This is a genomic window from Streptomyces sp. NPDC127129, assembly GCF_042671585.1.
Lineage (GTDB): Bacteria > Actinomycetota > Actinomycetes > Streptomycetales > Streptomycetaceae > Streptomyces.
Genome location: NZ_JBHXTV010000013.1, coordinates 202310 through 227561, shown reverse-complemented (window position 1 = coordinate 227561; position 25252 = coordinate 202310). Strand labels below are relative to the sequence as shown.

Sequence of the window (25252 nt, the reverse complement as noted above, 5' to 3'; positions counted from 1 at the left end):
ACCGCGCCGGCACACGCCGCGCCGGCGCCGGCCACACCCGCACACCCCACACCCGCACATCCGCACACCCCGTGCGGCGGCCCCCCTCGCCGGGGGCCGCCGCCACTCAGCCGTGCCTCGCCGCCGGTCGGGCGCGAGGCCGAGATCGAGGACTGAGAGGACAGATGAGCATCCCCACCTGGAGATCACGGTTCCTGAGCGCCGTGGTCGCGACCAGCCTCCTGGCACTGGGCGGTCCGCTGACGACCGCCGAGGCCGCGGGCGGCCCCAACATCGCCCTGGGCGACGCGGCGGCGGCCGGCAGCGCCCTCGCCGAGTACGGCGCCCGCAACATCACCGACGGCAACCAGAACTCGTACTGGCAGAGCGCGGGCAGCAGCCTGCCGCAATGGGTCCAGACCGACCTCGGCACCACGGAACGCGTGGACGAGGTGGTCCTGAGACTGCCCGCCGGATGGGAGAGCCGTGACCAGACGCTCTCCGTCCAGGGAAGCGCCGACGGCACCAGCTTCGCCACCCTGAAGAACTCCGCCACCTACACCTTCAGTCCCGGCGCCGCCAACACCGTCACGGTGACCTTCCCCGCCACCCAGACCCGGTTCGTCCGGATCACCGTCACCGCCAACACCGGCTGGCAGGCCGCCCAGCTCTCCGAACTGGAGGTGCACGCCGCCGACGGCTCCTCCGCGAACCTCGCGAGCGGCCGCACCCTGACCGCGAGCAGCCACACCCAGGTGTACGCCGCGGGCAATGCCAACGACGGAAACCGGGCCACCTACTGGGAGAGCGCCGACAGCGCCCTCCCCCAGTGGATCCAGGCCGACCTCGGCGCCGCCGTCCGCGTCGACCGGGTCGTCCTGCGGCTTCCCTCCGGCTGGGAGACACGCACCCAGACCCTGAAGATCCAGGGCAGTACGGACGGCGCCGCCTTCACCGACCTGACCGCCTCCCGGGCGTACACCTTCGACGCGGCCGGCGGACACTCCGCGACGATCACCTTCGACGCGGCCACCACCCGGTACCTTCGCGTCCTCGTCACGGCGAACAGCGTCCGGCCCGCCGGACAACTCGCCGAACTGGAGGTCTACGGTCCCCGGAGCGGCGACACGCAGGCCCCGTCCGCGCCCGCGAACCTCGCCCTCACCCAGCCCGCCACCGATCAGATCAGGCTCACCTGGAACGCGGCCACCGACGACGTCGGCGTCACGGGGTACGACATCTACGCCAACGGCACCCTGCTGACCACCGTCGGCGCGGGAACCACCACCTTCACCGACACCCGGCCGGCGAACCAGACCGTCACCTACCTCGTCCGCGCCAAGGACGCGGCGGGCAACCAGTCGGCCGACAGCAACACCGTGACCCGTACCGGCGAGACAGGGGACACCCAGGCGCCGACCGCGCCCGCGAACCTCGCGCTCACCGAACCCGGCGCCGGTCAGATCCGACTGACCTGGAACGCCTCCTCGGACAACGTGGGCGTCACCGGCTACGAGGTCTACGCCGACAACACCCTGCGGGGCAGCGTGGCGGGCGACGCCACCACGTACACCGACACCCAGCCGGCCTCCGCCACCGTCACCTACCACGTCCGTGCCAAGGACGCGGCGGGCAACCGGTCGGCGAACAGCAACGCCGTGACCCGCGACGGCACCGGCGGTACGGGCTCCAACCTCGCGGTCGGCAAGGAGATCGCCGCCTCCTCCACGGTGCACACCTTCGTCGCGGCCAACGCCAACGACAACAGCGCCGCGACGTACTGGGAGGGCGCGGGCGGCAGCTACCCCCAGACCCTCACCGTGAAGCTCGGCTCCAACGCCGACGTCGGCCGGCTCGTCCTCAAGCTCAACCCCGACACGGCCTGGGCCACCCGGAGCCAGACCGTCGAGGTCCTCGGGCGCGAACAGAACGCGTCCGGCTTCGGCGGCCTGGTCGCCGCGAAGAGCTACACGTTCGACCCGGCGAGCGGCAACACCGCCACGATCCCGCTCTCCGCCCGGGTCGCGGACGTCCAGCTGAAGTTCACCGCCAACTCCGGCGCCCCGGCTGGCCAGTTGGCAGAGTTCCAGGTCATCGGCGTTCCGGCGCCCAACCCGGACCTGGAGGTGACCGCCCTCACCGTCTCGCCCGCCGCGCCGGTCGAGTCCGACCCGATCACGGTGAGCGCGACCGTCCGCAACAGCGGTCCGGCCCCGGCACCGGCGAGCGCCGTCGCGCTGCGCCTGGGCGGCACCAAGGTCGCCACCGCACAGGTCGGGGCCCTGGCCGCCGGCGCCCGGACCACGGTCACCGCCTCCATCGGCGCGCGGGACGCCGGTTCGTACCAGCTGAGCGCGGTCGCCGACGAGGCGAACGCGGTCGTCGAGCAGAACGAGACCGACAACACCTTCACCAGCCCCACAGCCCTGGTGGTCGGGCCGGTCGCCAGCTCCGACCTGGTCGCCGCCGCCGTGACGACCTCGCCGTCCAGCCCCGCGGCCGGTGACGCCGTCACGTTCAAGGTGGCCGTGAAGAACCAGGGCACCGTCGCGAGCGCCTCCGGCAGCCACGGCGTCACGCTCACCCTGGTCGACTCCAGGGGCGTCACCGTCAGAACGCTGACCGGCGCGCACAGCGGAGCCGTCGCGCCCGGGGCCACGGCCGAGGTGGGCCTCGGTCCGTGGACCGCCGCCAACGGCTCGTACACCGTCAAGGTCGTCCTCGCCGACGACGCCGACGAACTGCCGGTCAAGCGTGCCAACAACACCTCCACCCAGCCGCTCTTCGTCGGCCGCGGCGCGAACATGCCGTACGACATGTACGAGGCGGAGGACGGCACCGCGGGCGGAGGCGCCCAGGTCGTCGGCCCCAACCGGACCGTCGGCGACATCGCGGGGGAGGCCTCCGGCCGCAAGGCCGTGAACCTCGACGCCACGGGGGAGTACGTCGAGTTGACCACCCGCGCCGACACGAACACCCTGGTCGCCCGGGTCTCGCTGCCCGACGCGCCCGGCGGTGGCGGCATCGACTCCACGATCAACGTCTACGTCGACGGGGTGTTCAGGAAGGCGCTCCCGGTGACGTCGAAGTACGCGTGGCTGTACGGCGCCGAGACCGCGCCAGGGAACTCTCCGGGCGCGGGCGCCCCGCGTCACATCTACGACGAGGCGCACATGATGCTCGGCGAGACCGTACGGGCGGGGAGCAGGATCCGGCTGCAGAAGGACGCGGCGAACACCCGGCCGTACGCGATCGACTTCGTCGACCTGGAGCAGGTCGCCCCGGTCGGCAACCCCGACCCGGCGACGTACACCGTCCCCGCCGGATTCACGCACCAGGACGTGCAGAACGCGCTCGACAAGGTACGGATGGACACCACGGGCACCCTCGTCGGGGTCTACCTGCCGCCGGGCGACTACCAGACGTCGAGCAAGTTCCAGGTGTACGGCAAGGCCGTGAAGGTCGTCGGCGCCGGCCCCTGGTACACGACGTTCCACGCGCCCTCCACGCAGGACAACACCGACGTCGGCTTCCGGGCCGAGGCGGCGGCGAAGGGGTCGCTCTTCAAGGGCTTCGCCTACTTCGGCAACTACACCTCGCGCATCGACGGACCGGGCAAGGTGTTCGACTTCGCGAACGTCACCGACATCGTGATCGACGACATCTGGAACGAGCACATGGTGTGCCTGTACTGGGGCGCCAACACCGACCGGATCACCATCAGGAACTCCCGGATCCGCAACATGTTCGCGGACGGCATCAACATGACCAACGGGTCCACGGACAACCTGGTGACCAACAACGACGCCCGGGCCACCGGCGACGACAGCTTCGCGCTCTTCTCCGCGATCGACGCGGGCGGCGCCGACATGAAGAACAACGTCTACGAGAACCTGACGTCGACGCTCACCTGGCGGGCCGCGGGAGTCGCCGTCTACGGCGGCTACGCCAACACCTTCCGCAACATCCGCATCGCGGACACGCTGGTCTACTCCGGGATCACGATCTCCTCGCTGGACTTCGGCTATCCGATGAACGGCTTCGGCACCGAACCCACGATCTTCGAGAACATCTCGGTCGTCCGGGCCGGCGGGCACTTCTGGGGCTCCCAGACCTTCCCGGGCATCTGGGTGTTCTCCGCCTCCAAGGTCTTCCAGGGGATCAGGGTCAACCACGTCGACATCGTCGACCCGACGTACAGCGGAGTGATGTTCCAGACCAACTACGTCGGCGGGCAGCCGCAGTTCCCGATCAAGGACACCGTGTTCACGGACATCTCGATCACGGGTGCGCGTAGGAGCGGGGACGCGTTCGACGCCAAGTCGGGCTTCGGTCTCTGGGCCAACGAGATGCCGGAGTCGGGGCAGGGGCCGGCCGTGGGGGAGGTGACGTTCAACGGCCTGGAGCTGAGCGGCAACGCGGTGGACGTCCGTAACACCACCTCCACCTTCGCGATCGACATCAACCCGTAGGGACTCGCACGACAGACCCGGTGAGGGGTGGGTGAGGTCGGTGCAGGCGGCTTGCGGCCGCTTGCACCGGCCTTGCGTGCGTTGTGTCGCTCCACGGCCCCGGAGAACCCTCGGAGGGTCGGGGAGGCCCCCGGATCAGGCGCTTCCCGGGCCTGGGTTCCCGCCATCCTTCCCGTTCTCTGTCAGGCAATTACGAAATCAGCGCGATATCTTGCGTTCACTTGTTGATGGTGGTTGAGTGTGGCGCGCCCCACAAACGCACCGGCGGTGGGGTGACGCGACCTCCACGTTCATGCCCGAAGGGGACCACCCATGAGAAGTGCCCGGTTCCGCCGTACGCGCCGCGCCAGCGCGGTCACCCTCGTCTCCGCGCTCACGCTGACCGCGCTCGCCGCCTGCGGCACGAGCAGCAGCAGCAACGGCAGCGGTGGTTCCGAGGGCGGTGGGTCCTCCGATCCCTCCGCTCCGCTGGACCCGAAGACCAAGGTGACGATCACCATCGACTGCATGCCCCCGGCGGCGAAGGCGGCCGAGCTCAAGGAGTGGAAGGCGGACGTCGCCGCCTTCAACAAGACGTACCCCAACGTCACGATCGAGGGCCGCTCCACCGCCGGCCAGTGCCTCGAACCGCCCCGCTTCACCGCGATGCTCAAGGCCAAGTCGCAGCCGGACGTCTTCTACACGTACTTCACCGACCTGCCCCAGGTCCTGGACAACGACGGCGCCGCCGACATCAGCGCCTACGTCAACGACAAGACCGTCCCCCTCCTCAAGAACATCGACCCGAACGTCCTCGGCTCGCTCAAGAAGGACGGCAAGCTCTACGGCCTGCCCACCAGCAACTACACGATGGGCCTGCTCATCAACCGCAAGCTCTTCCAGCAGGCCGGCCTCGACCCCGACGCCCCGCCGCGCACCTGGGACGAGGTGCGCGCCGCCGCCAAGAAGATCGCGGGCCTCGGGCAGGGCATCGCCGGGTTCGGCGAGTACAGCGCGGGCAACACGGGCGGCTGGCACTTCACCGCGCAGATGTACAGCCTCGGCGGCGACGTCGTCGACGCGAGCGGCACCAAGGCCGCCTTCAACAACGAGCTCGGCAAGCAGGTCGCGAAGAACCTCCACGCCATGCGCTGGGAGGACGACAGCATGGGCAAGACCCAGCTGCTCAAGTGGGGCGACCTGCAGAAGCAGATCGCGACCGACAAGCTCGGCATGTTCCTCGCGGCGCCCGACGACATCGCGTACATGGTCCAGCAACTCGGCGCGAAGTACGAGAACTTCGGCATGGGGCCGATCCCCGGCGAGAAGGCCACCCTGGCCGGTGGCAACAACTACATGGTCAAGCAGGGCATATCCGGCGACAAGATCAAGGCCGCGGTCGCCTGGCTGAACTTCAAGAACCTCACCGTCGGCAAGGGCCAGTTCGACTGGGCGCGCAGCAAGCAGGACGGCCTGCCCGTCGGCGTCCCGCAGCCCAACTTCTGGCTGAACGACTCCAAGGCCCAGGACGACGCCGCCCGCACGGAGCACGCCACCATGCCGGTCGCCAACTTCAAGTCCTTCATGGACAACCCCGTCGCGGGCAAGGCGGAGCCGCCGAAGGCGCAGGAGGTCTACAAGGTCCTGGACAACGTGATGTCCGGCATCCTCACCAACAAGGACGCCGACATCGACAAGCTGCTCGCCACCGCCGAGACGCAGGTGAACCAGGTCCTCGCCAACCGGTGACGGGACCGGTGGCGGGGGCGGACCGTCCGGCCGCCCCCGCCCCGCCCGCGGACGTCAACCCGGCAGACCAGCACCAAGGAGCGACGCGATGTCGGCCCCCAGCCTGACCCCGAGCACAGCGGCCTCCCGCCGCCCCTCACCGCTGCACGAGACGGACCCCGCGCCGCCCACCGGGCGCTTCGTCCGGAACCTGAAGCGCAACCTCACCGCCCACGGATTCCTGATCGGCGCGGTCGTCTGCTTCGCGGTGTTCTCCTGGTACCCGATGGTCAGGGAGTTCTTCCTCGCCTTCCAGAAGACCGAGAACGGCGAGACCAGGTGGGTCGGTCTCGACAACCTCGTCACCGTCTTCAACGACCCGGCCTTCTGGCAGGCCTGGCGCAACACGCTCCTGTTCACCGTCCTCGCCCTGGTCTTCGGCTTCGCCGTCCCCTTCGTCGTCGCCCTCGTCATCAACGAGTTCCACCACGGGCAGGGATACCTCCGGCTGCTCGTCTACCTGCCCGTGATGCTGCCGCCGGTCGCCTCGGTCCTCCTCTTCAAGTACCTGTACGACCCCGGCTACGGCCTGCTCAACGAGATGCTCACCGCGGTCGGACTGCCCGAACAGCAGTGGCTCCAGGACCCCGGCCTCTCGATGCTCTCGGTGGTCATCGCCTCCACCTGGATGAACATGGGCGGCGCGGCCCTCATCTACCTCGCCGCGCTCCAGTCCATCCCCGGCGAGCTGTACGAGGCGGCCGAGCTGGACGGCGCCGGTCTGTTCCGCAAGATCTGGCACGTCACCATCCCGCAGACCCGCCTCATCCTCTCGCTGATGCTGCTCATGCAGATCATCGCCACCATGCAGGTCTTCGTCGAACCGTTCCTGCTCACCGGCGGCGCCGGCCCCGAGGGCTCCACCACGACCGTCGTGTACCTGATCTACCAGTACGCCTTCAACTTCAACAACTACGGTGCCGCGGCGGCGCTCGGCCTGCTCCTGCTCGTACTGCTGGCCGGATTCTCGGCCGCGTACGTGAGGCTCAGCCGCGCCGAGGACGAGTAGGACCGGGGGAGACCAGCATGTCCACACGCACACTCATCTCGCCGGCGCAGCTCGCCCGCCCCCGTGGCAGGGTCCTCTACTGGACGGTCTTCGCCGTGGTCGTCGGCGGCTTCACCCTCGCCTTCCTCGGCCCGCTGTACTGGCTGGTGACGAGCGGCTTCAAGGACGCCCAGGAGGTCGTCCGGACGCCGCCGACCCTGGTGCCCGGGACCTTCGAGCCGGCGAACCACACCCGTGCCTGGGAGGTCATGGACCTCGCCACCCTGCTCTTCAACACCCTCTACTACGCGTTCGGCGCGCTCGCCTTCCAGCTCGTCCTCGACGTGGCGGCTGCCTACTCGCTCTCCAAGCTGCGGCCCGTCCTGGGCAAGGCGATCCTCGGCCTGATGCTGGCGACGCTGATGATCCCGGCGACCGTCCTCGTCGTCCCGCAGTACCTCACGGTCCTGGACGTGCCGATCGTGGAGCGCAACCTCCTCAACACGCCCTGGGCGATCTGGCTCCCGTCCGTCACCAACGCCTTCAACATCTTCCTGCTCAAGCGGTTCTTCGACTCGATCCCGAGAGAGCTGCTCGACGCCGCGTCGATGGACGGGGCCTCGCCGACGCGCATCCTCCGGTCGATCGTGCTGCCCATCTCGCGCCCCATCCTGGGCGTGGTGTCGATCTTCGCCGTCGTGGGGGTCTGGAAGGACTTCCTCTGGCCGATGCTCACCCTCCCCGACCCCGCGATGCAGACACTCAACGTCGGCATCTACTCGCTCTCCAACGGCGTGCCCGTGAACGTGCTGATCGCGGCGCTCACGATCGCCTCGGTGCCGACACTGATCCTCTTCCTGGTCTTCCAGCGCAACATCATGAGCGGTCTCACGGCGGGTGGACTCAAGGGCTGACCACGCCCGTCCCCGCCGCCTCCCGCACCCCCAGACCTTCGTCGCCGGCCCGTCCACACGCCCCGCAGCACGCCGGGCCGGCGGCGAAGAACTCCGACCTGCCCGAAAGGACCGTCACGTGGCAGCCCCTCACGCGCACCGCACCGACGACTGGTGGCGCGACGCCGTCATCTACCAGGTGTACCCACGCAGCTTCGCCGACGGAGACGGCGACGGCACCGGGGACCTCGCGGGCGTCCGGGCGAGACTGCCCTACCTCGCCGAACTCGGCGTCGACGCCGTCTGGTTCACCCCGTGGTACCTCTCCCCGCTGGTCGACGGCGGATACGACGTCGCCGACTACCGCACCATCGACCCCGCCTTCGGCACCCTCGCCGAAGCCGAGAAGCTCATCGCCGAGGCCCGCGGACTCGGCATCCGCGTGATCGTCGACATCGTCCCCAACCACGTCTCCGACCAGCACGCCTGGTTCCGCGCGGCGCTCGCGGCCGGACCCGGCAGCCCCGAACGCGAGCTGTTCCACTTCCGGCCCGGCCGCGGAGAGAACGGCGAACTCCCGCCCAACAACTGGCCGTCACAGTTCTCCGGGCGGACCTGGACCCGGGTCGAGGACGGCGAGTGGTACCTCCATCTCTTCACCCCGGAGCAGCCCGACCTCAACTGGGCCCACCCGGCGGTCCGCCGGGAACACGAGGACGTGCTGCGCTTCTGGTTCGAGCGCGGTGTCGCCGGCGTACGCATCGACTCCGCCGCGCTGCTCGCCAAGGACCCCGCCCTCGCCGACTTCGTCGAGGGCGTCGACCCCCACCCGTACATCGACCAGGACGAACTCCACGACATCTACCGGTCCTGGCGTGCGATCGCCGACACCTACCAGGGCGTCTTCGTCGGCGAGGTGTGGCTGCCCGACTCCGAGCGGTTCGCCCGCTACCTGCGCCCCGACGAGCTGCACACGGCCTTCAACTTCACCTTCCTCTCCTGCCCCTGGGAGACGGACCGGCTGCGCCGTACCATCGACGACACCCTGGCCGAACACGCGCCGGTCGGCGCCCCCGCCACCTGGGTCCTCTGCAACCACGACGTCACCCGGACCGCCACCCGCTACGGGCGCGCGGACACCGGCTTCGACTTCGCGACGAAGGCCTTCGGCACCCCCACCGACCTGGACCTCGGCACCCGCCGCGCCCGCGCCGCCGCGCTCCTGACGCTCGCCCTGCCGGGCTCGGTCTACGTCTACCAGGGCGAGGAACTCGGCCTCCCCGAGGCCGACATCCCGCGTGAGCGCATCCAGGACCCCATGCACGCCCGGTCCCAGGGCACCGACCCGGGCCGCGACGGCTGCCGCGTCCCCCTGCCCTGGAACGCCGACGCACCCTGGTACGGCTTCGGCCCGTCCTCCGAGCCATGGCTCCCCCAGCCCCGGGACTGGGCCCGCTACGCGGTGGACCGCCAGCACACGGACCCCGGGTCGATGCTCACGCTCTACCGGACGGCCCTGACCCTGCGCCGCACGGAGGAGGGCTTCGGCGACGGCCCCCTGACCTGGCACCCGGCCCCCGAGGGAGTCCTCACCTTCACCCGCCCGGGGGGCCTGCTCTGCATGGTCAACCTCTCACCGACCCCCACCCCCCTCCCCCCGCACGACCACGTCCTCCTCACCAGCACCCCCCTCGACCCACAGGGCCGCCTCGCGACGGACACGGCGGTCTGGCTGCGGACCTGACGACTCGGGCGGGGTGCGACCGGCGACGCCTCCGCGGTCGTACCGGCCCCTCGCCCCGACGTCAGGGCCCCGTGCTCCCCGTTCGGACACACTGTTCGACTGGTCACCTCGCTTCGGGGGCGAGGTGCTGACGGGGAAGGGGGCAAGGTGGGCGGCATTTTCGTCAACTACCGCCGGGGGCACCACAGCGAGAGGGTGGGGGAGTTACGCGACAGGCTCGCACGGCATTTCGGGGAGGAGCAGGTGTTCCTCGACGCCGCGTCGATCACGCCCGGGGACCGCTACCCGGACGCTCTGCTCGACCGCCTGACGGACTGTGAGGTGCTGCTGGTCGTGATCCACGCGGGGTGGGCCGATGAACGCAGCGAGACGGGGGTCAGGCGGCTGGACCTCGAAGGGGACTGGGTCCGCCGCGAGATCGAGCTCGCACTGGGTTTCGGCACGACCGTGGTTCCGATACTGCTGGACGGTGCCACTGCCCCGCGGCCCGACGATCTGCCGGAGGGCATGCGCGACCTCGCGCACCGGCAGGCCCAGCCGCTGCGGGCCAGCTCTTGGAGCGCCGACATGCAGCAGTTGACAGCCATGCTGGAACGCAGGGTGACGCGGACCTGGCATCCGATTCCGTCAGGACGCGGGGACCGCGCCTGCTTCCGGCCCGGCCGGTGGCTGGGGTTCGTCACTGCTCTGCCTGCCTTGGCTCTCGTCCTCACGAAGCTCGGCTTCGCGGTGGATGACACCGGGCGTCGCCCCGGAGTGATGCCGATCGGCTTCGCGGCCGTCGGATGGTCCGTCCTGGTGATGTGCGGGCTCCTGGCAGCGGGTCTCGTCGTCCACGGGCTGTTCCGCCGCTCCATACAGGCCTGGGAGCGTGAGCTGCACTCGGTCAGCCACGAGACGCTCGTCCGGCGGACGTACCCGGCCGCCGTCGTGCTGGTCCTCGTCGCTCTCCTCGGCGCGTTCCGAGTGAGCGAGCACGGCATCCTGCTCTCCGGGGTGCTCTCGGTCGTCGTCGTGCTCGCGGTCGTCCGTACGGCCGCGGCATCCATCCAGGCCACGAAGAGGGACGGGGACCAGTGGGTTCGGTGGCCGCAGGCGCTGCCGACACCCGTGTCCAGGCAGGTCCTCCGGCGCGCGATCGCGCGGTTGGACGCACGGACGCGCCTCTGGTCGTCCCCTCTGACGCGCGAACAGCGCGAGAAGGCGCACTGGGTGCTCGACGACATTGACCGCGCCCTGGCCGGGCTGGCGGAGCAGGCGGAGCGGCCCCGCCTGACCTGGCTCACGGAGGACCACCCCTGGCTCTTCAGCCTGTACGTCCTGTGGGTGACGCTGAACGTCGCGCTGACCACGGCGCCCGCGCTGTCTTCCGGTGTGATGTCCGGTGCGGTGAACTGGCACGCTTGCGCGCTTCCCGCGGTCGTGGCGCTGCTCAGCTTCGCCCTTGCCGGGTGCACCATGGAACTCGGTCACCGCCGACACCTCTGGCAGTGCGGGTCGATGCTGGCTGAGGCCGCAGAACAGCGGCAGATGCTCGCAAAGCGTGTGGCCGCCCTCAGCTCCCCGGCGCGCGTGAAGCCCTCCGTGCCGGCGCCGCGTCCCGAGGAGCTCAGGGAGCCGACGTGACCGGACCCGCCGGGCCCGTCACGTCGGCTGCTCGGCTGGCCTGCGGGTCAGGCGACCGGGCGGGGCTCGATGCCGGTCAGGCGTTCCGGGGTGAGGAGTTCCGCGATGCGCTCCGCGGGCAGGAGGCCCTTCTCCAGGGTGAGTTCGGCGACGCCCCGGCCCGTCAGGAGGGCTTCCTTGGCGATCGCGGTGGCGGCGGTGTAGCCGATGTACGGGTTGAGCGCCGTGGCCAGGCCGATGGAGTTTTCGACCGCCGCCCGCAGCTCGTCCACGTTGGCCGTGATGCCCGCCACGCAGCGTTCGGCGAGGGTGAGGCAGGCCGCGCGCAGTGAGGTGATGCTCTTCGCCAGGGAGTGCAGGATGATCGGCTCGAAGGCGTTCAGCTGGAGCTGGCCGCCCTCCGCCGCCATCGTGATCGTCATGTCGTTGCCGATCACCTCGAAGGCGACCTGGTTGACGACCTCCGGGATCACCGGGTTGACCTTGCCCGGCATGATGCTCGAACCGGCCTGTACGGCGGGGAGGTTGATCTCGTTCAGGCCGGCGCGCGGGCCCGAGGAGAGCAGGCGCAGGTCGTTGCAGGTCTTGGAGAGCTTGACCGCCAGACGCTTGAGGACGCCCGAGAGCTGGACGAAGGCGCCGCAGTCCTGGGTCGCCTCCACCAGGTTGACCGAGGTCACCAGCGGCATCCCGGTGATCTCGGCGAGGTGACGGCGGGCCGTCTCGGCGTACGCGGCGGGGGCGTTGAGACCCGTACCGATCGCCGTGGCACCCAGGTTGATCTCGTGGATGAGCTCCACGGCCTCGGCGAGCCGGTTGCGGTCCTCGTCCAGCATCACCGCGTACGTGGAGAACTCCTGGCCCAGGGTCATCGGCACCGCGTCCTGGAGCTGGGTGCGCCCCATCTTGAGGACGTCGCGGAACTCGAGGGCCTTCGCGGCGAACGCGTCCTGGAGCACCGACGTCGCCTGGAGCAGACCGTGGACGGCCGTGATCGCCGCGATCCGGACGGCGGTCGGGTAGACGTCGTTGGTGGACTGGCTGAGGTTGACGTCCTCGTTGGGGTGGAGGTGCTGGTACTCGCCCTTGGCGTGGCCGAGGAGTTCGAGGGCGCGGTTGGCGACGACCTCGTTGGCGTTCATGTTCGTCGAGGTTCCGGCGCCGCCCTGGACGACGTCCACGACGAACTGCTCGTGCAGCTTCCCGCCGCGGATCTCCCGGCAGGCGGCGACGATCGCGGCCGTCTTCGCCGGGGAGAGCAGGCCGAGTTCCTCGTTGGCGAGCGCGGCCGCCTCCTTGACGGCGGCCAGCGCGTCGATCAGCTGCGGGTAGACGGAGATCGGTGTTCCCGTGATCGGGAAGTTCTCCATGGCGCGCAGGGAGTGGATGCCCCAGTACGCGTCGGCGGGCACGTCCCGCTCTCCGAGGAGGTCGTGCTCACGGCGGGACACAGTCGTCATCGAGGTGCCTTCGAGGGGGAGGGAGGGGCGGGAGGGGAGGGGAGGGTGGGGAAGGAGAGAAGGGGGGGCGGCTGCGCGTCAGGAGGTGCCGTTGAAGCGGGAGCCGGACGCCGTCAGGGCGGGCTCCGGGCGCGTGGGGCCGTTCAGCAGCAGGTGCAGCAGCGCCGGCCGCCGCTCCGGAGCGACGTCGGACAGGAGGGTCGCCAGGACGGCCATCCGGGCCTGCCCCGCGCGCAGCGATCCGGCCGGTACGGCTCCGGCGGCCACCAGGTCCACGGCCCCGCCGCCGGTGTAGAGCTCCGCGACCGGGCCGGCCGGCACCCGCGTGCTCAGCGCCACCAGGGTGCCCTGGGCGACCGCCGCGCCGACGGCCTCGACGATCTCCGGGGTCGCGTTGCCCGCGCCCGTACCGACGAGCACGACGCCCCGCGCGCCGGCCGCGACGGAGGTGTTCAGGAAGAGCGGGTCGCCGTCGCTGTGGTGCATCACCACGTCGACCCGGGGCAGGTCCTCGACGGCGGCCGTGGGCAGGGGGAGCGGGGCGGGCCGGTCGGGGCTGCGGCGGATGTCCACGCTGCCGAAACCGACCTTCCCGAGGCTGGACTCCGACGGGTCGGCGAACGCGTCCGCCGCCAGGGTCTGCGTCTTCACGGTGCCGCGCGCCGCGTGCACCCGGCCGTCGAAGACCACGAGCACGCCCAGGTCGCGGACCGAGGCGGCGACCTGCAGGGCGTCGTACACGTTGCCGGGGCCGTCGCCGTCCCCCGTACCGAGCGGACGCTGGGCGCCGGTGAAGACGACCGGTCGCGGGTCCGTGTGGTGGAGGTCCAGGAAGAAGGCGGACTCCTCCAGGGTGTCCGTGCCGTGGGTGACCACGACGCCGTCCACGCCGGGGTCGGCGAGCGCCGTGTGGACCGCGCGCAGCAGGGTGAGCTGACGGGCGGAGGTCATCCGGGAGCTGTTGACGTTGAACAGGTCGACGACCTCGACCGTCACGCCCTCGGGCAGCGCCGAGGTGGCCAGGACGTCGTCACCGGAGGCGTCCGCGGCGTACCCGGCTCCCTGCCAGCGGCTGGCTATGGTGCCGCCCGTGCTGATGAGGGTGATCCGGCGCGGCCGGTCGTCGCGTGTCCACTGCATGTCTGTCTGTCCCGGAGATCGAAGGGTGTCGCCTTCGCAACGATAGGTCAGCTTGTGTCGAATGTGATTGCGAATCCGGCTCCGGAATCGTGAATTCCGTTGTGCATAATTGCGTCATGGACAGGATCGATCGCAGTATCTTGCGTGAGCTCCAGGAGGACGGTCGGCTGACCAACCTGGAGCTCGCCCAGCGCATCGGCCTCAGTGCCTCGGCCTGTCTGCGGCGGGTGCGGCAGCTGGAGGAGGACGGTGTGATCCAGGGCTACCGCGCGGTCATCGATCCTGCGGCCGTCGGGCGGGGATTCGAGGTCCTCGTCTCGATCGAGGTACGGCGCGACCGGGAGACCGTCGAGGCCTTCGAGGAGGCGCTGCGGGACATCCCCGACGTCATCGAGGCGCACCGGCTGTTCGGCAGCCCCGGCTGTCTGCTGCGGATCGCGGTCGCGGACCTCGCCGCGTACGAACGGCTGTGGATCGAACGGCTGACCTCGCTGACCGGGGTCACCGAGGTCAACTCGCAGATCATCATGAAACGGATCAAGGAACCGCGCGGACTGCCGGTCGAACACTGACCGCACACCCGAGTCGGCTCGTGTCGCTGTTGGGCCGAACGGGTGAGTAACGGGAGGATGGGTGCATGAGTAGGTACGAGAGGTACGACGTCACCGACGAACAGTGGGAGGGCCTCGCCCAGGTCTTGCCCCTGCGCGGCCGCGACGAATGGCCGTCCAGGGTCGACCACCGCACGATGCCCGAGCCGTACGAAGCGGTCGAGCAGCGCCGCATGATCGTCCTGCGCGTGCAGGTCTTCGCGGACGCGCGCGAGGTCGCCGACTACCTCATCGCGCAGATCCCGGTGCTCCTCGACCTGACGAGCGCCGACACCGATGTCGCCAAGCGCATCCTGGACTTCAGCAGCGGCGTCGTGTTCGGGCTCGGCAGCGTCATGCACCGGGTCGACCGCAACGTCTTCCTGCTCGCACCCGCCGGCACGGAGGTCGAGGGCGTGTCCGACGCGGAGGCGGACGAGGACGTGACGGGAGTCGCCGTCCCCCGATCGTAGGAAGATGGCCAGGGCGTAACGGTTCGTCATCCGCGGCTCTGCGTACGGTCCGATCATGGACTCCACCGGCGGCCCGACGCCCGACCGCACGCATGATTCCGTCCCCTCCCCCCGCGCCTCCACCTCCCTCGCCCGGACGACCCAGGCGCGGAGCACGCAGGCACGGAGCATGCAGGCACGGAGCCCGGTCCATGCCCCCTTACGCGGTGGCGCAGTGGCGGCCGGCCCGGCAGGCGGCGCCGTCCGGCCCGCCCGCACCGCACGGCCCGCCGTCACCGAACTCCGGCTCTCCGCCTTCGCCGCGCACCGCGCCGCCGTCCACCCGCTCGGCCCCGTGACGCTCTTCACCGGGGCCAGCGGCAGTGGAAAGTCCACCGCCCTGCGGGCGTACGAGGCGCTGGCCCGGCTCGGCGCGGGTGAGGACCTGGCCGCCGCCTTCCCCGACGCCGTCGCCTGCGTGCCCGAGCGCGCCCGGCCCGACGCCCAGGGGAGGCGGGGCTTCCGGATCGGCTGCACCGTCGACGGCCCGGCCGGGCCGGTCCGCCTCGACCTCGCCGTCCAGGTCGAACCCTCCCTCCGGATCGTCGGCGAACGCCTCACCTGCCGCGGCCGTACGCTGCTCACCACCGCCCTCCGCGACCCCGGCCGCAGCACCGTCCAGGCCGAATGGCACACCGCGGGCACCACCCCCGTCACCCGCGCGCCGTTCCCCGACGGTCTGCTCGGCACCGCGCTGTTGCCGCTGCGCGTGGCCGGGAAGACGAAGGGGCAGCTGGAGGTCCTGGCCGCCGCCGAGCAGGTGGTCGTCGCCCTGCGCTCGGTCTTCCCGTGCGACCCCCTGCCGTCGCGGATGCGGGCCCCCGTGCCGAAGGGCGAGGGGCGGCTGCGGCGCGGCTGCGACAACCTGGCGGAGGTGCTGCACCGCACCGCGACCGAGTGCGCGCGGCGCCATGCCCGGCTCGCGGCGGTGGCGGGCGCCGGCTGCGCGGGTGTCGTCACCGGCCTGCGCGTGGAGGAACTGCCGGACGCGACGGTACGGGCGTTCCTGGAGCGCGGCCCGAGGGGTGCGGCGGGCGGGCACGGTGGCGGGCCGGCGGGCAGTCCGGCGGGCGGGGCGGCGAGCGGCATGCGGGGCGGAGCGCCGGGTGGCGTGCCGGCAGGCGCGCCGGGCGGCTTTGCGATTCCGGCGCCGCGCAGCGCTCCGGTCGTGACGCCGCTGGGCCGGCTCGGCGACGGTGAACTGCGCTACCTCGCCCTCGCCCTCGTCCTGCTCACCGGGCCCGGCGTGCTGGCCATGGACCAGCTCGCCGAAGTGCCCTCCGCCATGCGGACGCTGACCGTCCTCGCCGACGGCCTCGACGGATGCCTGGACGCGTCCCAGCTCCGCGCGCTCCTGGGCCTGGCCGCCGACATCTGCGCAGACGGGCACATCCGGCTCGTGGGCGCGGTCGGAGAGGCGGCGGCGGAATACGCACGCGAGACACCGGGGGTGTCGGTGGTAGACCTGGGACGTGAGTGAACTGGATGTAGCGGGACTGCAGCGCAGGCTGACCGAGTTCGCGGCGGCGCGGGCGTGGCAGCCGTGCCACACGCCCAAGAACCTGGCGGCGGCGCTCAGCGTCGAGGCCGCCGAACTCCTGGAGATCTTCCAGTGGTTGACGCCGGAGCAGGCGGAGCGGGTGATGGACGACCCGGGCAAGGCGCACCGGGTGGAGGACGAGGTCGCCGACGTGCTGGCCTATCTGCTGCAGTTCTGCGCGGTGCTCGGCGTCGACCCGCTGGCCGCGCTGTCGGCGAAGATCGACAGGAACGAACTCCGCTTCCCGGCCGTACGGCCTCCGGAGGGGACGTAAACGCCACTGAAAACGGTGATCGTCACTCTTCGGAGTGATCGACTTCTCCCCATCGAGCTTCCTGTCCACAGATTTCCGAATTCCTCTGGCGTTTGGGCTCAGGCGCCTTCACTCTGGGTAATGGATTCAGTGGGCAGTAAGTCGTACGAACGGGGGCGGCGTCCATGGAAGCGGAGCGACTGATCGCGGCGGGCCGGCACGCGCTGGCGGAGAGCCGGACGGCACTGGACATCGTGGCGGAGGCCTGGCAGGCCCAGGCCCTCGCGCAGGCGATAGGGAGTCATCTCGCGCTCTGCGGACCGCAGGAGCTGCGGAGCGAGGCGCGGGGGCTCAGTGAGATCGGCGGCGGGCGCGGGGTGGCCGACCACCCCGTGCTGCGGACGGGTGGACCGAGAGCCGCCCAGCTGACCGAAGTGACCCATGCGCGCGTGGCGTTGACCGCGCTCGGCGCGCTCCTGGGAGAAGTGGGCATCGCCCTGGTCGGCGTGGCCTGCGCGACCGACGAGGAGGGGTTGTACTGGCAGTGCATCGAGGCGATCGACGCCGCCGACGAGTCGAACGACCGGGTGCGCGGGATGCTGCGCCGGCTCGCGATCCGGGAGCGGGACCGGCCGCCCGATGCCGCCCGGGGCCGGGCGGGCCCGGCGGCGCCGCGATGAACGGCGACCGCGGGAGCGGGCGTGGGGAAGACGGCGGGAGGGCGGCCGGGGCGCTGTCAGTCCGCGCGGGGTCCGTCCCCGGCGCGGGGCTCCTGGCGGTCCGCCGAGGACTGAAGGTCGGCGTCGAGCTGGGACAGGTCGGCGTCGAGCGCCGCCATCAGCTCCTCCATCTGCTGCAGCAGGCCCTTGGGGGCGCCGGAGCCCTTCTGCTCGGGCACGGACTGCGACTGCTGTACCGGCTGCTCGGGCAGCGCCCTTCCGGGCGCGGCTTCCTGGGACATGGCGGCCTCCTCGGCCCAGGCCCTTCCCGCGAGGGAGGGCCACACGTGAGAACGACGCACCGGCAGCGGCCGCCGGCACGCGGGCCGGGCGGTCCGGCTCCGCCCGAGCCAACGACGGTGCCCGGCCCCGGTCACTGGCCCGCCGGGCGGCGCCCCGCCGGAGCGCCGGATGTTCACCCGACCGAGCCGCGGCGCCTGCGGGGCTGACCGAGAGGTTGACGGCCGCCCCGAGGTGCAGGATGGAGGCATGGATCTTCGAATCTTCACCGAGCCCCAGCAAGGGGCCAGCTACGACACGCTTCTCACGGTCGCCAAAGCCACCGAGGACCTCGGCTTCGACGCCTTCTTCCGGTCCGATCACTACGTCAGCATGGGCTCCGCCGACGGGCTGCCCGGGCCGACCGACGCCTGGATCACCCTGGCCGGCCTGGCCCGGGAGACCCGGCGGATCCGCCTCGGCACGCTGATGACCGCCGGTACCTTCCGCCTTCCCGGCGTCCTCGCCATCCAGGTCGCCCAGGTCGACCAGATGTCCGGCGGCCGGGTCGAACTGGGCCTGGGCGCGGGCTGGTTCGAGGAGGAGCACCGGGCGTACGGGATCCCGTTCCCCAAGGAGAAGTTCGGCCGGCTCGAGGAGCAGCTGGCGATCGTCACCGGGCTGTGGGGCACGGAGCTCGGCAAGACGTTCTCCTACGACGGCGAGTACTACCAGCTCACCGACTCGCCCGCGCTGCCGAAGCCCGCCCAGGACAGGGTCCCGGTGCTCATCGGCGGACACGGTGCGAGCCGCACGCCGCGCCTGGCCGCGCGGTACGCCGACGAGTTCAACATCCCCTTCGCCTCCCTGGACGACAGCGAGCGGCAGTTCGGGCGCGTCCGGGCCGCCGCGGAGGCCGCGGGCCGCGGGGCCGACGCGCTGGTGTACTCCAACGCCCTGGTGGTCTGCGTCGGCAAGGACGACGCCGAGGTGGCCCGCCGGGCGGCGGCCATCGGGCGCGAGGTGGAGGAGCTGAAGGCGAACGGCCTGGCCGGCTCGCCCGCCGAGGTCGTGGACAAGATCGGCCGGTACGGAGCGATCGGGGCGTCCAGGATCTATCTCCAGGTGCTCGACCTGGACGACCTGGACCATCTGGAGCTGATCTCCGCCCAGGTCCAGTCCCAGCTCGGCTGAGCGGAGGCGCGCGATGAGGCCCGTCCGTACGCTCGCCGAGGCGCTCGCCGACGAGGTGCTCGTCCTCGACGGTGGACTCGCCCACCAGTTGGAGGCGCAGGGGTGCGATCTCCGTGACGAGCTGTGGTCGGCGCGGCTGCTCGTCGACGGGCCCGGGCAGATCGGGGCGGCGCACACGGCGTACGTACGGGCGGGTGCCCGGGTGCTGATCACCGGGAGCTACCAGGCCACGTTCGAGGGCTTCGCCCGGCGGGGTGTCGGTCGGGCCGAGGCGGCGCGGCTGCTCGCACGGAGCGTGGAACTTGCCCGGGAGGCGGGGGAGGGGGCCGGGCAGCCGGTCTGGGTGGCCGGATCGGTGGGACCGTACGGGGCGATGCTCGCGGACGGGAGCGAGTACCGGGGACGGTACGGGCTGGGGGTGCGCGAGCTGGAGCGGTTCCACCGGCCCCGGATCGAGGCGCTCGCGGCGGGCGGACCGGACGTGCTGGCGCTGGAGACGGTGCCGGACGTCGTCGAGGCCGAGGCGCTTCTGCGCGCGGCCGAAGGGTGCGGAGTACCGGTCTGGCTCTCGTACACGGTCGAAGGGGGGCGGACGCGCGCCGGGCAGGGGCTGACGGAGGCGTTCGGGCTCGCGGAGGGGAACGACCAGGTGGTCGCGGTCGGGGTCAACTGCTGTGCGCCGGAGGACGCCGGGCGGGCCGTGCGGACCGCGGCCGCGGCCACCGGTAAGCCGGTCGTCGTCTACCCCAACAGCGGAGAGGAGTGGGACGCGGACGCCCGGGCCTGGCGTGGCGGCGGGTCCTTCGACCCGGAGCGGATGCGGGACTGGCCCGCGGCCGGGGCCCGGCTGATCGGCGGCTGCTGCCGCGTGGGCCCGGACCGGATCGCCGCGCTGGCCGCCGCCATGACGTCGGAGCCCCGGCGCAGCTCGCCCGGGTGACCATCCGTGGATCGAAGGAGGGCCGCCGTCGGCCGACGGGACGGGGGTACCGCGGTGCGCGGTGGCGGCCACACCCCGAAAATGCCTGGTCGGAGTGGGGATCCCGGACCATACTCGGACGTGTGTTCCTGACGATCAGTACCACCGGCACCCCCGAACGTCCCGCGACCGACCTGGGCTTTCTGCTGCACAAGCATCCCGACAACGCGCAGACGTTCTCGACCTCGCACGGCACGGCGCACGTCCTCTACCCCGAGGCGACCGCCGAGCGGTGCACGGCCGCGCTCCTGCTCGAAGTGGACCCCATCGCCCTGGTGCGCCGCGGCAAGGGCAAGGGCAGGGGCGGCGCCCCCGACTCGGCTCTCGCGCAGTATGTGAACGACCGGCCGTACGCCGCGTCCTCGCTGCTCGCCGTCGCGCTCGCCACCGTCTTCAAGAGCGCCCTGCGCGGTGCCTGCAAGGCGATGCCCGAGCGTGCCGGCGCGCCCCTGCCGCTGCGCATCGAGGTCCCGGCGCTCCCGGCGCGCGGTGGTGCCGAGCTGGTCCGCAAGCTGTTCGGGCCGCTGGGCTGGGACACGGTCGACGCCGAGCCGGTGGTCCTGGACACCTCGTTCCCGGAGTGGGGCGATTCGCGCTACGTACGGCTCGTCCTCGAAGGGGAGCTGCGGCTCGCCGACGCGCTCAACCAGCTGTACGTCCTGCTGCCCGTCCTCGACGACGCCAAGCACTACTGGGTCGCGCCCGACGAGGTCGACAAGCTGCTGCGCGCCGGTGACGGCTGGCTCGCCGAGCACCCCGAGCAGAAGCTCATCACCAGCCGCTACCTCTCCCGCCGCTGGGGCCTGACCCGCGATGCCATGGAGCGCCTGGAACTGGCGCGGCTCGCCGAGTCCGACGGGATGGACGTCGAGGACCTCGACAACGCGGTCGACGCGGGGGATGAGGCGACGGACGAGGCGACGGACGGGGCGACCCACGGGACGACGGACGAGGCGACGGGCACCCCGGAGAAGCCGGTGCCGCTCGCCGAGCAGCGCCGCGAGGCGATCCTCGACGCCCTGCGGGCCGCCGACGCGAGCCGTGTGCTCGACCTCGGCTGCGGGCAGGGCCAGTTGGTGCAGGCGCTGCTCAAGGACGTGCGCTTCACCGACATCGTGGGCGTCGACGTCTCCGTACGGGCCCTGACCATCGCCGGGCGGCGGCTGCGCCTGGAGCGGCTCGGCGAGCGCCAGGCCGGCCGGGTGAAGCTGATCCAGGGCTCGCTCGCCTACACCGACAAGCGCCTGACCGGGTACGACGCGGCGGTCCTGAGCGAGGTCATCGAGCACGTCGACCTCCCGCGGCTGCCCGCGCTCGAATACGCCGTGTTCGGCTCGGCGCGCCCCCGGACGGTCCTCGTGACCACCCCGAACGTCGAGTACAACGTCCGCTGGGAGTCCCTCCCGGCCGGGCACGTCCGGCACGGCGACCACCGCTTCGAGTGGACCCGCGAGGAGTTCCGCGCGTGGGCCGCGCGCGTCGCCGAACAGTACGGATACGGCGTCGGGTTCACGCCCGTCGGCCCGGACGACCCGGAGGTCGGCCCGCCCACGCAGATGGCCGTCTTCACCCAGCAGACCGCGACCCCGAAGGAGGAGCAGGCATGACCACCGAGACCACCGTCACCGGGACCGCCACGGCGGGCGGACGCAGGCTGCCCGTCACCGACCTGTCCCTCGTGGTCCTGATCGGTGCGAGCGGGTCCGGCAAGTCCACCTTCGCGCACCGCCACTTCAAGCCCACCGAGGTCATCTCCTCCGACTTCTGCCGCGGTCTGGTCGCCGACGACGAGAACGACCAGAGCGCCAGCCGGGACGCCTTCGACGTCCTGCACTACATCGCGGGCAAGCGTCTGGAGGCGGGCCGGCTGACCGTCGTCGACGCCACCAACGTCCAGCAGGAGGCCCGGCGTCAGCTGGTGCAGCTGGCCCGGCAGTACGACGTCCTGCCGATCGCGATCGTCCTCGATCTCCCCGAGGAGGTCTGCCAGGCACGGAACGCGGCCCGCCCCGACCGTGCGGACATGCCGCGCCACGTCGTCCAGCGCCACCGCCGTGAGCTGCGGCGCTCGCTGCGCGGACTGGAGCGTGAGGGCTTCCGCAAGGTGCACGTCCTGCGCAGCGTCGAGGAGGTGGAGGCGGCCGAGGTCGCCCTGGAGAAGCGGTTCAACGACCTGCGTCACCTCACCGGCCCCTTCGACATCATCGGCGACATCCACGGCTGCCACTCCGAGCTGGAGACCCTGCTCGGCAGGCTCGGATACGTCGACGGCCACCACCCCGAGGGGCGTACGGCCGTCTTCGTCGGTGACCTCGTCGACCGCGGGCCCGACAGCCCCGGCGTCCTGCGCCGGGTGATGGGGATGGTCGCGGCCGGGGACGCGCTCTGCGTGCCCGGGAACCACGAGAACAAGCTGGGCCGCTGGCTCAAGGGCCGCAAGGTCCAGGAGACCCACGGCCTCGCCGAGACCATCGAGCAGCTGGGACGGGAGAGCGAGGAGTTCAGGGCCGAGGTCGGCGCGTTCATCGACGGGCTCGTCAGCCACTACGTCCTCGACGAGGGCAGGCTCGTCGTCTGTCACGCCGGTCTGCCGGAGAAGTACCACGGCCGGACCTCCGGCCGGGTGCGCTCGCACGCCCTGTACGGGGACACGACCGGAGAGACCGACGAGTTCGGCCTCCCGGTGCGCTACCCGTGGGCGGAGGACTACCGCGGCCGGGCCGCCGTCGTCTACGGTCACACGCCCGTCCCGAACACCTCGTGGGTCAACAACACGATCTGCCTGGACACCGGCGCCGTCTTCGGCGGGAAGATGACCGCGCTGCGCTGGCCGGAGCGGGAACTCGTCGACGTACCGGCGGAGAAGGTCTGGTACGAGCCGGCGAGGCCGCTCGTCACGGAGGCGCCCGGCGGGCACGAGGGGCGCCCGCTCGACCTCGCCGACGTGCACGGACGCCGGATCGTGGAGACCCGGCAGATGGGCAACGTCTCCGTACGGGAGGAGAACGCGGCGGCGGCCCTGGAGGTCATGAGCCGTTTCGCGGTCGACCCGCGGCTGCTCGCCTACCTGCCGCCGACCATGGCGCCGACCGCGACCTCGAAGGAGGACGGCTACCTGGAGCACCCGGCGGAGGCCTTCGCCCAGTACCGGGCGGACGGTGTCGAGCGCGTCGTGTGCGAGGAGAAGCACATGGGCTCGCGGGCCGTCGCCCTGGTCTGCCGGGACGAGGAGACGGCGCGCGAGCGGTTCGGGGTCACCGGAGTGACCGGCGCCCTGCACACCCGCACCGGACGGCCCTTCTTCGACGACCCCGAGGTCACCGAGCAGGTCCTGGAGCGGCTCCGTACGGCGATCACCGCCGCCGGGCTCTGGGACGAGCTCGCCGCCGCGAACGGCGGATCCGGCGCGGGGGACTGGCTGCTGCTCGACGGCGAGCTGATGCCGTGGTCGCTGAAGTCGGCCGGGCTGCTGCGCTCGCAGTACGCGGCGGTCGGGGCGGCCTCCCGCGCCGTCTTCCCCGGCGCGCTCGGCGCACTGGAGCAGGCGGCGGCGCGGGGCGTGAGCGGCGTGGACGCGCTCCTCGCCGGTCAGCGCGAACGGGCCGCCGACGCCGAGGCGTTCACCGAGGCGTACCGCCGGTACTGCTGGCCGACGCAGGGTCTTGAGGGCGTGCGCTTCGCACCGTTCCAGATCCTCGCCGTACGGGGGCGCTCGCTCGCGGCCGTGCCGCACGACGAGCAGCTCGGCTGGCTCGACCGGATGACCGATGCCGACCCGACCGGTCTGCTGCAGCGCACCCGACGGCTCGTGGTGGACACGGGAGACGAGACCTCGGTACGGGCCGGTGTCGACTGGTGGCTGGAGATGACGGAGGCGGGTGGCGAGGGCATGGTGGTCAAGCCGCTCTCCGCGCTCGTACGCGGTGCGGCCGGCCGGCTCGTCCAGCCGGGCGTGAAGGTCCGCGGACGTGAGTACCTGCGGATCATCTACGGACCCGAGTACACCCGTCCGGAGAACCTGGAGCGTCTGCGGAACCGCTTCCTCGGGCACAAGCGTTCGCTCGCTCTCCGCGAGTACGCGCTCGGCCTGGAAGCGCTGGACCGGCTGGCCGACGGCGAGCCGCTCTGGCGGGTGCACGAAGCCGTGTTCGCCGTGCTCGCACTGGAGTCCGAGCCGGTGGATCCACGCCTCTGACCGTGGCACCACGGGGGGCGCAGGGGGCTGGATTGTTACGCTCCCCTGCGCCCCTCATGCTCGTTGACGGGCCTCTTCGTCAGCCCCTAGCGTTCTTCACCCCACGACGTGACGCAGCGTCAACACAGTTACTGCGTACGTCACTTGAGGTGGGGCCAAACACACGCGAGAGCGCGGGCGGGCTCGGTTCGCCCCGTGGCCTGCACGGCCGCGAGGGCGGCCGCGCGGGCGAAGGGCGGGGGTGAGCGACGATGGGCCTTTTCGGCCAGGACCGCTCGTTCCTCCACGCCCTGCCCGACCGGGACCGCCGGACGCTCCTCGCCGAGGGGACACCCCGCGCCTACGAACCCGGCGACGTGATGATCCGGGAGCGGGACACCTCCGCGTACGTCCTCGCGCTGACGGCGGGCTGGTCCGTCGTATCCGTGGAGACCGAGCGCGGCACCCGCCTCATCCTCGCCCTGCGCGGCGCCGGCGAGGTCGTCGGCGATCTCGCCGCCGTCGACATGCGGCCCCGCAGCGCCACCGTCACGGCGCTGGGCCGCGTCGAGGCCGTGGCCGTCTCCGGCGACCGCTTCCGGCACTTCCTCGCCACCCACCCGCACGCCACCGCCCTGATCATGCGCCAGCTCTCGGCCCGGCTGCGCAGCTCCGACGTCGAGCGCCGCTCCCTCGCCTCCGAGACGGTGCTCCAACGACTCGCCGCCCGCCTCGTCGAACTGGCCGAGCGGGCGGGCCGGCGCGCCGACGCCGGGACCGTACTCGAACTCCCGCTGCCGCAGCACGACCTTGCGGCGGCCATAGGAGCCACCCGGGAGGCGGTCGCCAAGGCGCTCCGGCTGCTGCGCGAACAGGACGTCGTCCGTACCGCGAACCGCCGGGTCGTCGTCATCGACATGCCCGTCCTGCTCCTCCTGGCGCAGGGCCGGTCACCCCACACGAAATCGGCGGAGAAACCTCCGCCGGGTGTGTAAACGACTAC

At 71.6% G+C, this 25252-nt stretch carries 19 protein-coding genes; 16 read left to right on the top strand and 3 right to left on the bottom strand.

Annotation, left to right across the window (positions count from 1 at the left end):
- Positions 1-164: 164 nt before the first annotated feature.
- The 6 genes from ACFVGW_RS25045 to ACFVGW_RS25020 all read left to right on the top strand — a co-directional run bounded on the left by ACFVGW_RS25045 (position 165) and on the right by ACFVGW_RS25020 (position 11469).
- Positions 165-4451 (top strand): discoidin domain-containing protein, encoded by a 4287-nt coding sequence (locus ACFVGW_RS25045; RefSeq protein ID WP_385853549.1) that lies wholly within the window; start codon positions 165-167, stop codon positions 4449-4451.
- Positions 4452-4763: 312 nt separating this feature from the next.
- A complete protein-coding gene (locus tag ACFVGW_RS25040; protein WP_385853548.1) occupies positions 4764-6179 on the top strand; it encodes an extracellular solute-binding protein in 1416 nt (471 codons plus the stop codon).
- 88 nt (positions 6180-6267) lie between these two features.
- Positions 6268-7227 (top strand): carbohydrate ABC transporter permease, encoded by a 960-nt coding sequence (locus tag ACFVGW_RS25035; RefSeq protein ID WP_385853547.1) that lies wholly within the window; start codon positions 6268-6270, stop codon positions 7225-7227.
- Positions 7228-7244: 17 nt separating this feature from the next.
- On the top strand, positions 7245-8120 hold the full coding sequence (locus ACFVGW_RS25030; RefSeq protein ID WP_385853546.1) for a carbohydrate ABC transporter permease: 876 nt from the start codon (positions 7245-7247) through the stop codon (positions 8118-8120).
- A gap of 118 nt (positions 8121-8238) precedes the next feature.
- Positions 8239-9843 carry a glycoside hydrolase family 13 protein gene (locus ACFVGW_RS25025; RefSeq protein ID WP_385853545.1) on the top strand — a complete coding sequence of 535 codons (1605 nt, stop codon included), beginning with the start codon at positions 8239-8241 and terminating at the stop codon, positions 9841-9843.
- 147 nt (positions 9844-9990) lie between these two features.
- Positions 9991-11469 carry a toll/interleukin-1 receptor domain-containing protein gene (locus ACFVGW_RS25020; protein ID WP_385853544.1) on the top strand — a complete coding sequence of 493 codons (1479 nt, stop codon included), beginning with the start codon at positions 9991-9993 and terminating at the stop codon, positions 11467-11469.
- A gap of 47 nt (positions 11470-11516) precedes the next feature.
- On the opposite strand, the gene aspA is transcribed toward ACFVGW_RS25020, so the two are convergent.
- Together aspA and ACFVGW_RS25010 are read right to left on the bottom strand one after the other, a co-directional pair.
- Entirely contained in the window at positions 11517-12929 is a 1413-nt protein-coding gene (gene aspA, locus ACFVGW_RS25015; protein ID WP_383288677.1) for an aspartate ammonia-lyase, read from the bottom strand.
- 78 nt (positions 12930-13007) lie between these two features.
- On the bottom strand, positions 13008-14069 hold the full coding sequence (locus tag ACFVGW_RS25010; RefSeq protein WP_383227730.1) for an asparaginase: 1062 nt from the start codon (positions 14067-14069) through the stop codon (positions 13008-13010).
- Positions 14070-14185: 116 nt separating this feature from the next.
- Between ACFVGW_RS25010 and ACFVGW_RS25005 the strand changes: the two genes are divergently transcribed.
- The 5 genes from ACFVGW_RS25005 (at position 14186) to ACFVGW_RS24985 (ending at position 17644) form a co-directional block, all read left to right on the top strand.
- The gene (locus ACFVGW_RS25005) at positions 14186-14641 is read left to right on the top strand and encodes an Lrp/AsnC family transcriptional regulator (RefSeq protein ID WP_352190708.1); all 456 of its coding nucleotides are present in this window, start codon (positions 14186-14188) and stop codon (positions 14639-14641) included.
- Between the two features lie 65 nt (positions 14642-14706).
- A complete protein-coding gene (locus ACFVGW_RS25000; protein WP_383227728.1) occupies positions 14707-15132 on the top strand; it encodes a cell division protein SepF in 426 nt (141 codons plus the stop codon).
- Between the two features lie 55 nt (positions 15133-15187).
- Positions 15188-16651 carry an ATP-binding protein gene (locus tag ACFVGW_RS24995; protein ID WP_385853543.1) on the top strand — a complete coding sequence of 488 codons (1464 nt, stop codon included), beginning with the start codon at positions 15188-15190 and terminating at the stop codon, positions 16649-16651.
- The gene (locus ACFVGW_RS24990; RefSeq protein ID WP_385853542.1) at positions 16644-16985 is read left to right on the top strand and encodes a nucleotide pyrophosphohydrolase; all 342 of its coding nucleotides are present in this window, start codon (positions 16644-16646) and stop codon (positions 16983-16985) included. The genes ACFVGW_RS24995 and ACFVGW_RS24990 overlap by 8 nt, the downstream gene beginning before the upstream one ends.
- Positions 16986-17149: 164 nt before the next feature.
- Positions 17150-17644 (top strand): DUF6099 family protein, encoded by a 495-nt coding sequence (locus ACFVGW_RS24985; protein WP_383227720.1) that lies wholly within the window; start codon positions 17150-17152, stop codon positions 17642-17644.
- Positions 17645-17700: 56 nt separating this feature from the next.
- On the opposite strand, the gene ACFVGW_RS24980 is transcribed toward ACFVGW_RS24985, so the two are convergent.
- A complete protein-coding gene (locus ACFVGW_RS24980) occupies positions 17701-17925 on the bottom strand; it encodes a hypothetical protein (protein WP_385853541.1) in 225 nt (74 codons plus the stop codon).
- Positions 17926-18172: 247 nt separating this feature from the next.
- Here ACFVGW_RS24980 and ACFVGW_RS24975 point away from each other — a divergent pair, with 247 nt between their 5' ends.
- The 5 genes from ACFVGW_RS24975 (at position 18173) to ACFVGW_RS24955 (ending at position 25244) form a co-directional block, all read left to right on the top strand.
- Positions 18173-19096, top strand: coding sequence for an LLM class F420-dependent oxidoreductase (locus tag ACFVGW_RS24975; protein WP_383227716.1), 924 nt, complete (start codon positions 18173-18175; stop codon positions 19094-19096).
- A 13-nt stretch (positions 19097-19109) separates the two neighbouring features.
- Positions 19110-20036, top strand: a complete 927-nt coding sequence (mmuM, locus tag ACFVGW_RS24970) for a homocysteine S-methyltransferase (protein ID WP_385853540.1) — start codon at positions 19110-19112, stop codon at positions 20034-20036.
- 122 nt (positions 20037-20158) lie between these two features.
- Positions 20159-21682 carry a 3' terminal RNA ribose 2'-O-methyltransferase Hen1 gene (locus ACFVGW_RS24965; RefSeq protein WP_385853539.1) on the top strand — a complete coding sequence of 508 codons (1524 nt, stop codon included), beginning with the start codon at positions 20159-20161 and terminating at the stop codon, positions 21680-21682.
- Positions 21679-24270 carry a polynucleotide kinase-phosphatase gene (locus ACFVGW_RS24960; protein ID WP_385853538.1) on the top strand — a complete coding sequence of 864 codons (2592 nt, stop codon included), beginning with the start codon at positions 21679-21681 and terminating at the stop codon, positions 24268-24270. The genes ACFVGW_RS24965 and ACFVGW_RS24960 overlap by 4 nt, the downstream gene beginning before the upstream one ends.
- A 251-nt stretch (positions 24271-24521) precedes the next feature.
- Positions 24522-25244: a Crp/Fnr family transcriptional regulator gene (locus ACFVGW_RS24955; protein WP_385853537.1), complete on the top strand. Its 723-nt coding sequence runs from the start codon at positions 24522-24524 to the stop codon at positions 25242-25244.
- Positions 25245-25252: the final 8 nt, after the last annotated feature.

What these genes read in the sequence shown, in the direction of transcription:
- ACFVGW_RS25035 (WP_385853547.1), top strand. Translation starts at nt 6,268, where the DNA reads ATGTCGGCCCCCAGCCTGACCCCGAGCACAGCGGCCTCCCGCCGCCCC.
- ACFVGW_RS24975 (WP_383227716.1), top strand. Translation starts at nt 18,173, where the DNA reads ATGGATCTTCGAATCTTCACCGAGCCCCAGCAAGGGGCCAGCTACGAC.
- ACFVGW_RS25045 (WP_385853549.1), top strand. Translation starts at nt 165, where the DNA reads ATGAGCATCCCCACCTGGAGATCACGGTTCCTGAGCGCCGTGGTCGCG.
- ACFVGW_RS25000 (WP_383227728.1), top strand. Translation starts at nt 14,707, where the DNA reads ATGAGTAGGTACGAGAGGTACGACGTCACCGACGAACAGTGGGAGGGC.
- ACFVGW_RS24960 (WP_385853538.1), top strand. Translation starts at nt 21,679, where the DNA reads ATGACCACCGAGACCACCGTCACCGGGACCGCCACGGCGGGCGGACGC.
- ACFVGW_RS25005 (WP_352190708.1), top strand. Translation starts at nt 14,186, where the DNA reads ATGGACAGGATCGATCGCAGTATCTTGCGTGAGCTCCAGGAGGACGGT.
- ACFVGW_RS25040 (WP_385853548.1), top strand. Translation starts at nt 4,764, where the DNA reads ATGAGAAGTGCCCGGTTCCGCCGTACGCGCCGCGCCAGCGCGGTCACC.
- ACFVGW_RS24955 (WP_385853537.1), top strand. Translation starts at nt 24,522, where the DNA reads ATGGGCCTTTTCGGCCAGGACCGCTCGTTCCTCCACGCCCTGCCCGAC.
- mmuM (WP_385853540.1), top strand. Translation starts at nt 19,110, where the DNA reads ATGAGGCCCGTCCGTACGCTCGCCGAGGCGCTCGCCGACGAGGTGCTC.
- ACFVGW_RS25010 (WP_383227730.1), bottom strand. Translation starts at nt 14,069, where the DNA reads ATGCAGTGGACACGCGACGACCGGCCGCGCCGGATCACCCTCATCAGC.
- ACFVGW_RS24995 (WP_385853543.1), top strand. Translation starts at nt 15,188, where the DNA reads ATGGACTCCACCGGCGGCCCGACGCCCGACCGCACGCATGATTCCGTC.
- ACFVGW_RS24980 (WP_385853541.1), bottom strand. Translation starts at nt 17,925, where the DNA reads ATGTCCCAGGAAGCCGCGCCCGGAAGGGCGCTGCCCGAGCAGCCGGTA.
- aspA (WP_383288677.1), bottom strand. Translation starts at nt 12,929, where the DNA reads ATGACGACTGTGTCCCGCCGTGAGCACGACCTCCTCGGAGAGCGGGAC.
- ACFVGW_RS25030 (WP_385853546.1), top strand. Translation starts at nt 7,245, where the DNA reads ATGTCCACACGCACACTCATCTCGCCGGCGCAGCTCGCCCGCCCCCGT.
- ACFVGW_RS24985 (WP_383227720.1), top strand. Translation starts at nt 17,150, where the DNA reads ATGGAAGCGGAGCGACTGATCGCGGCGGGCCGGCACGCGCTGGCGGAG.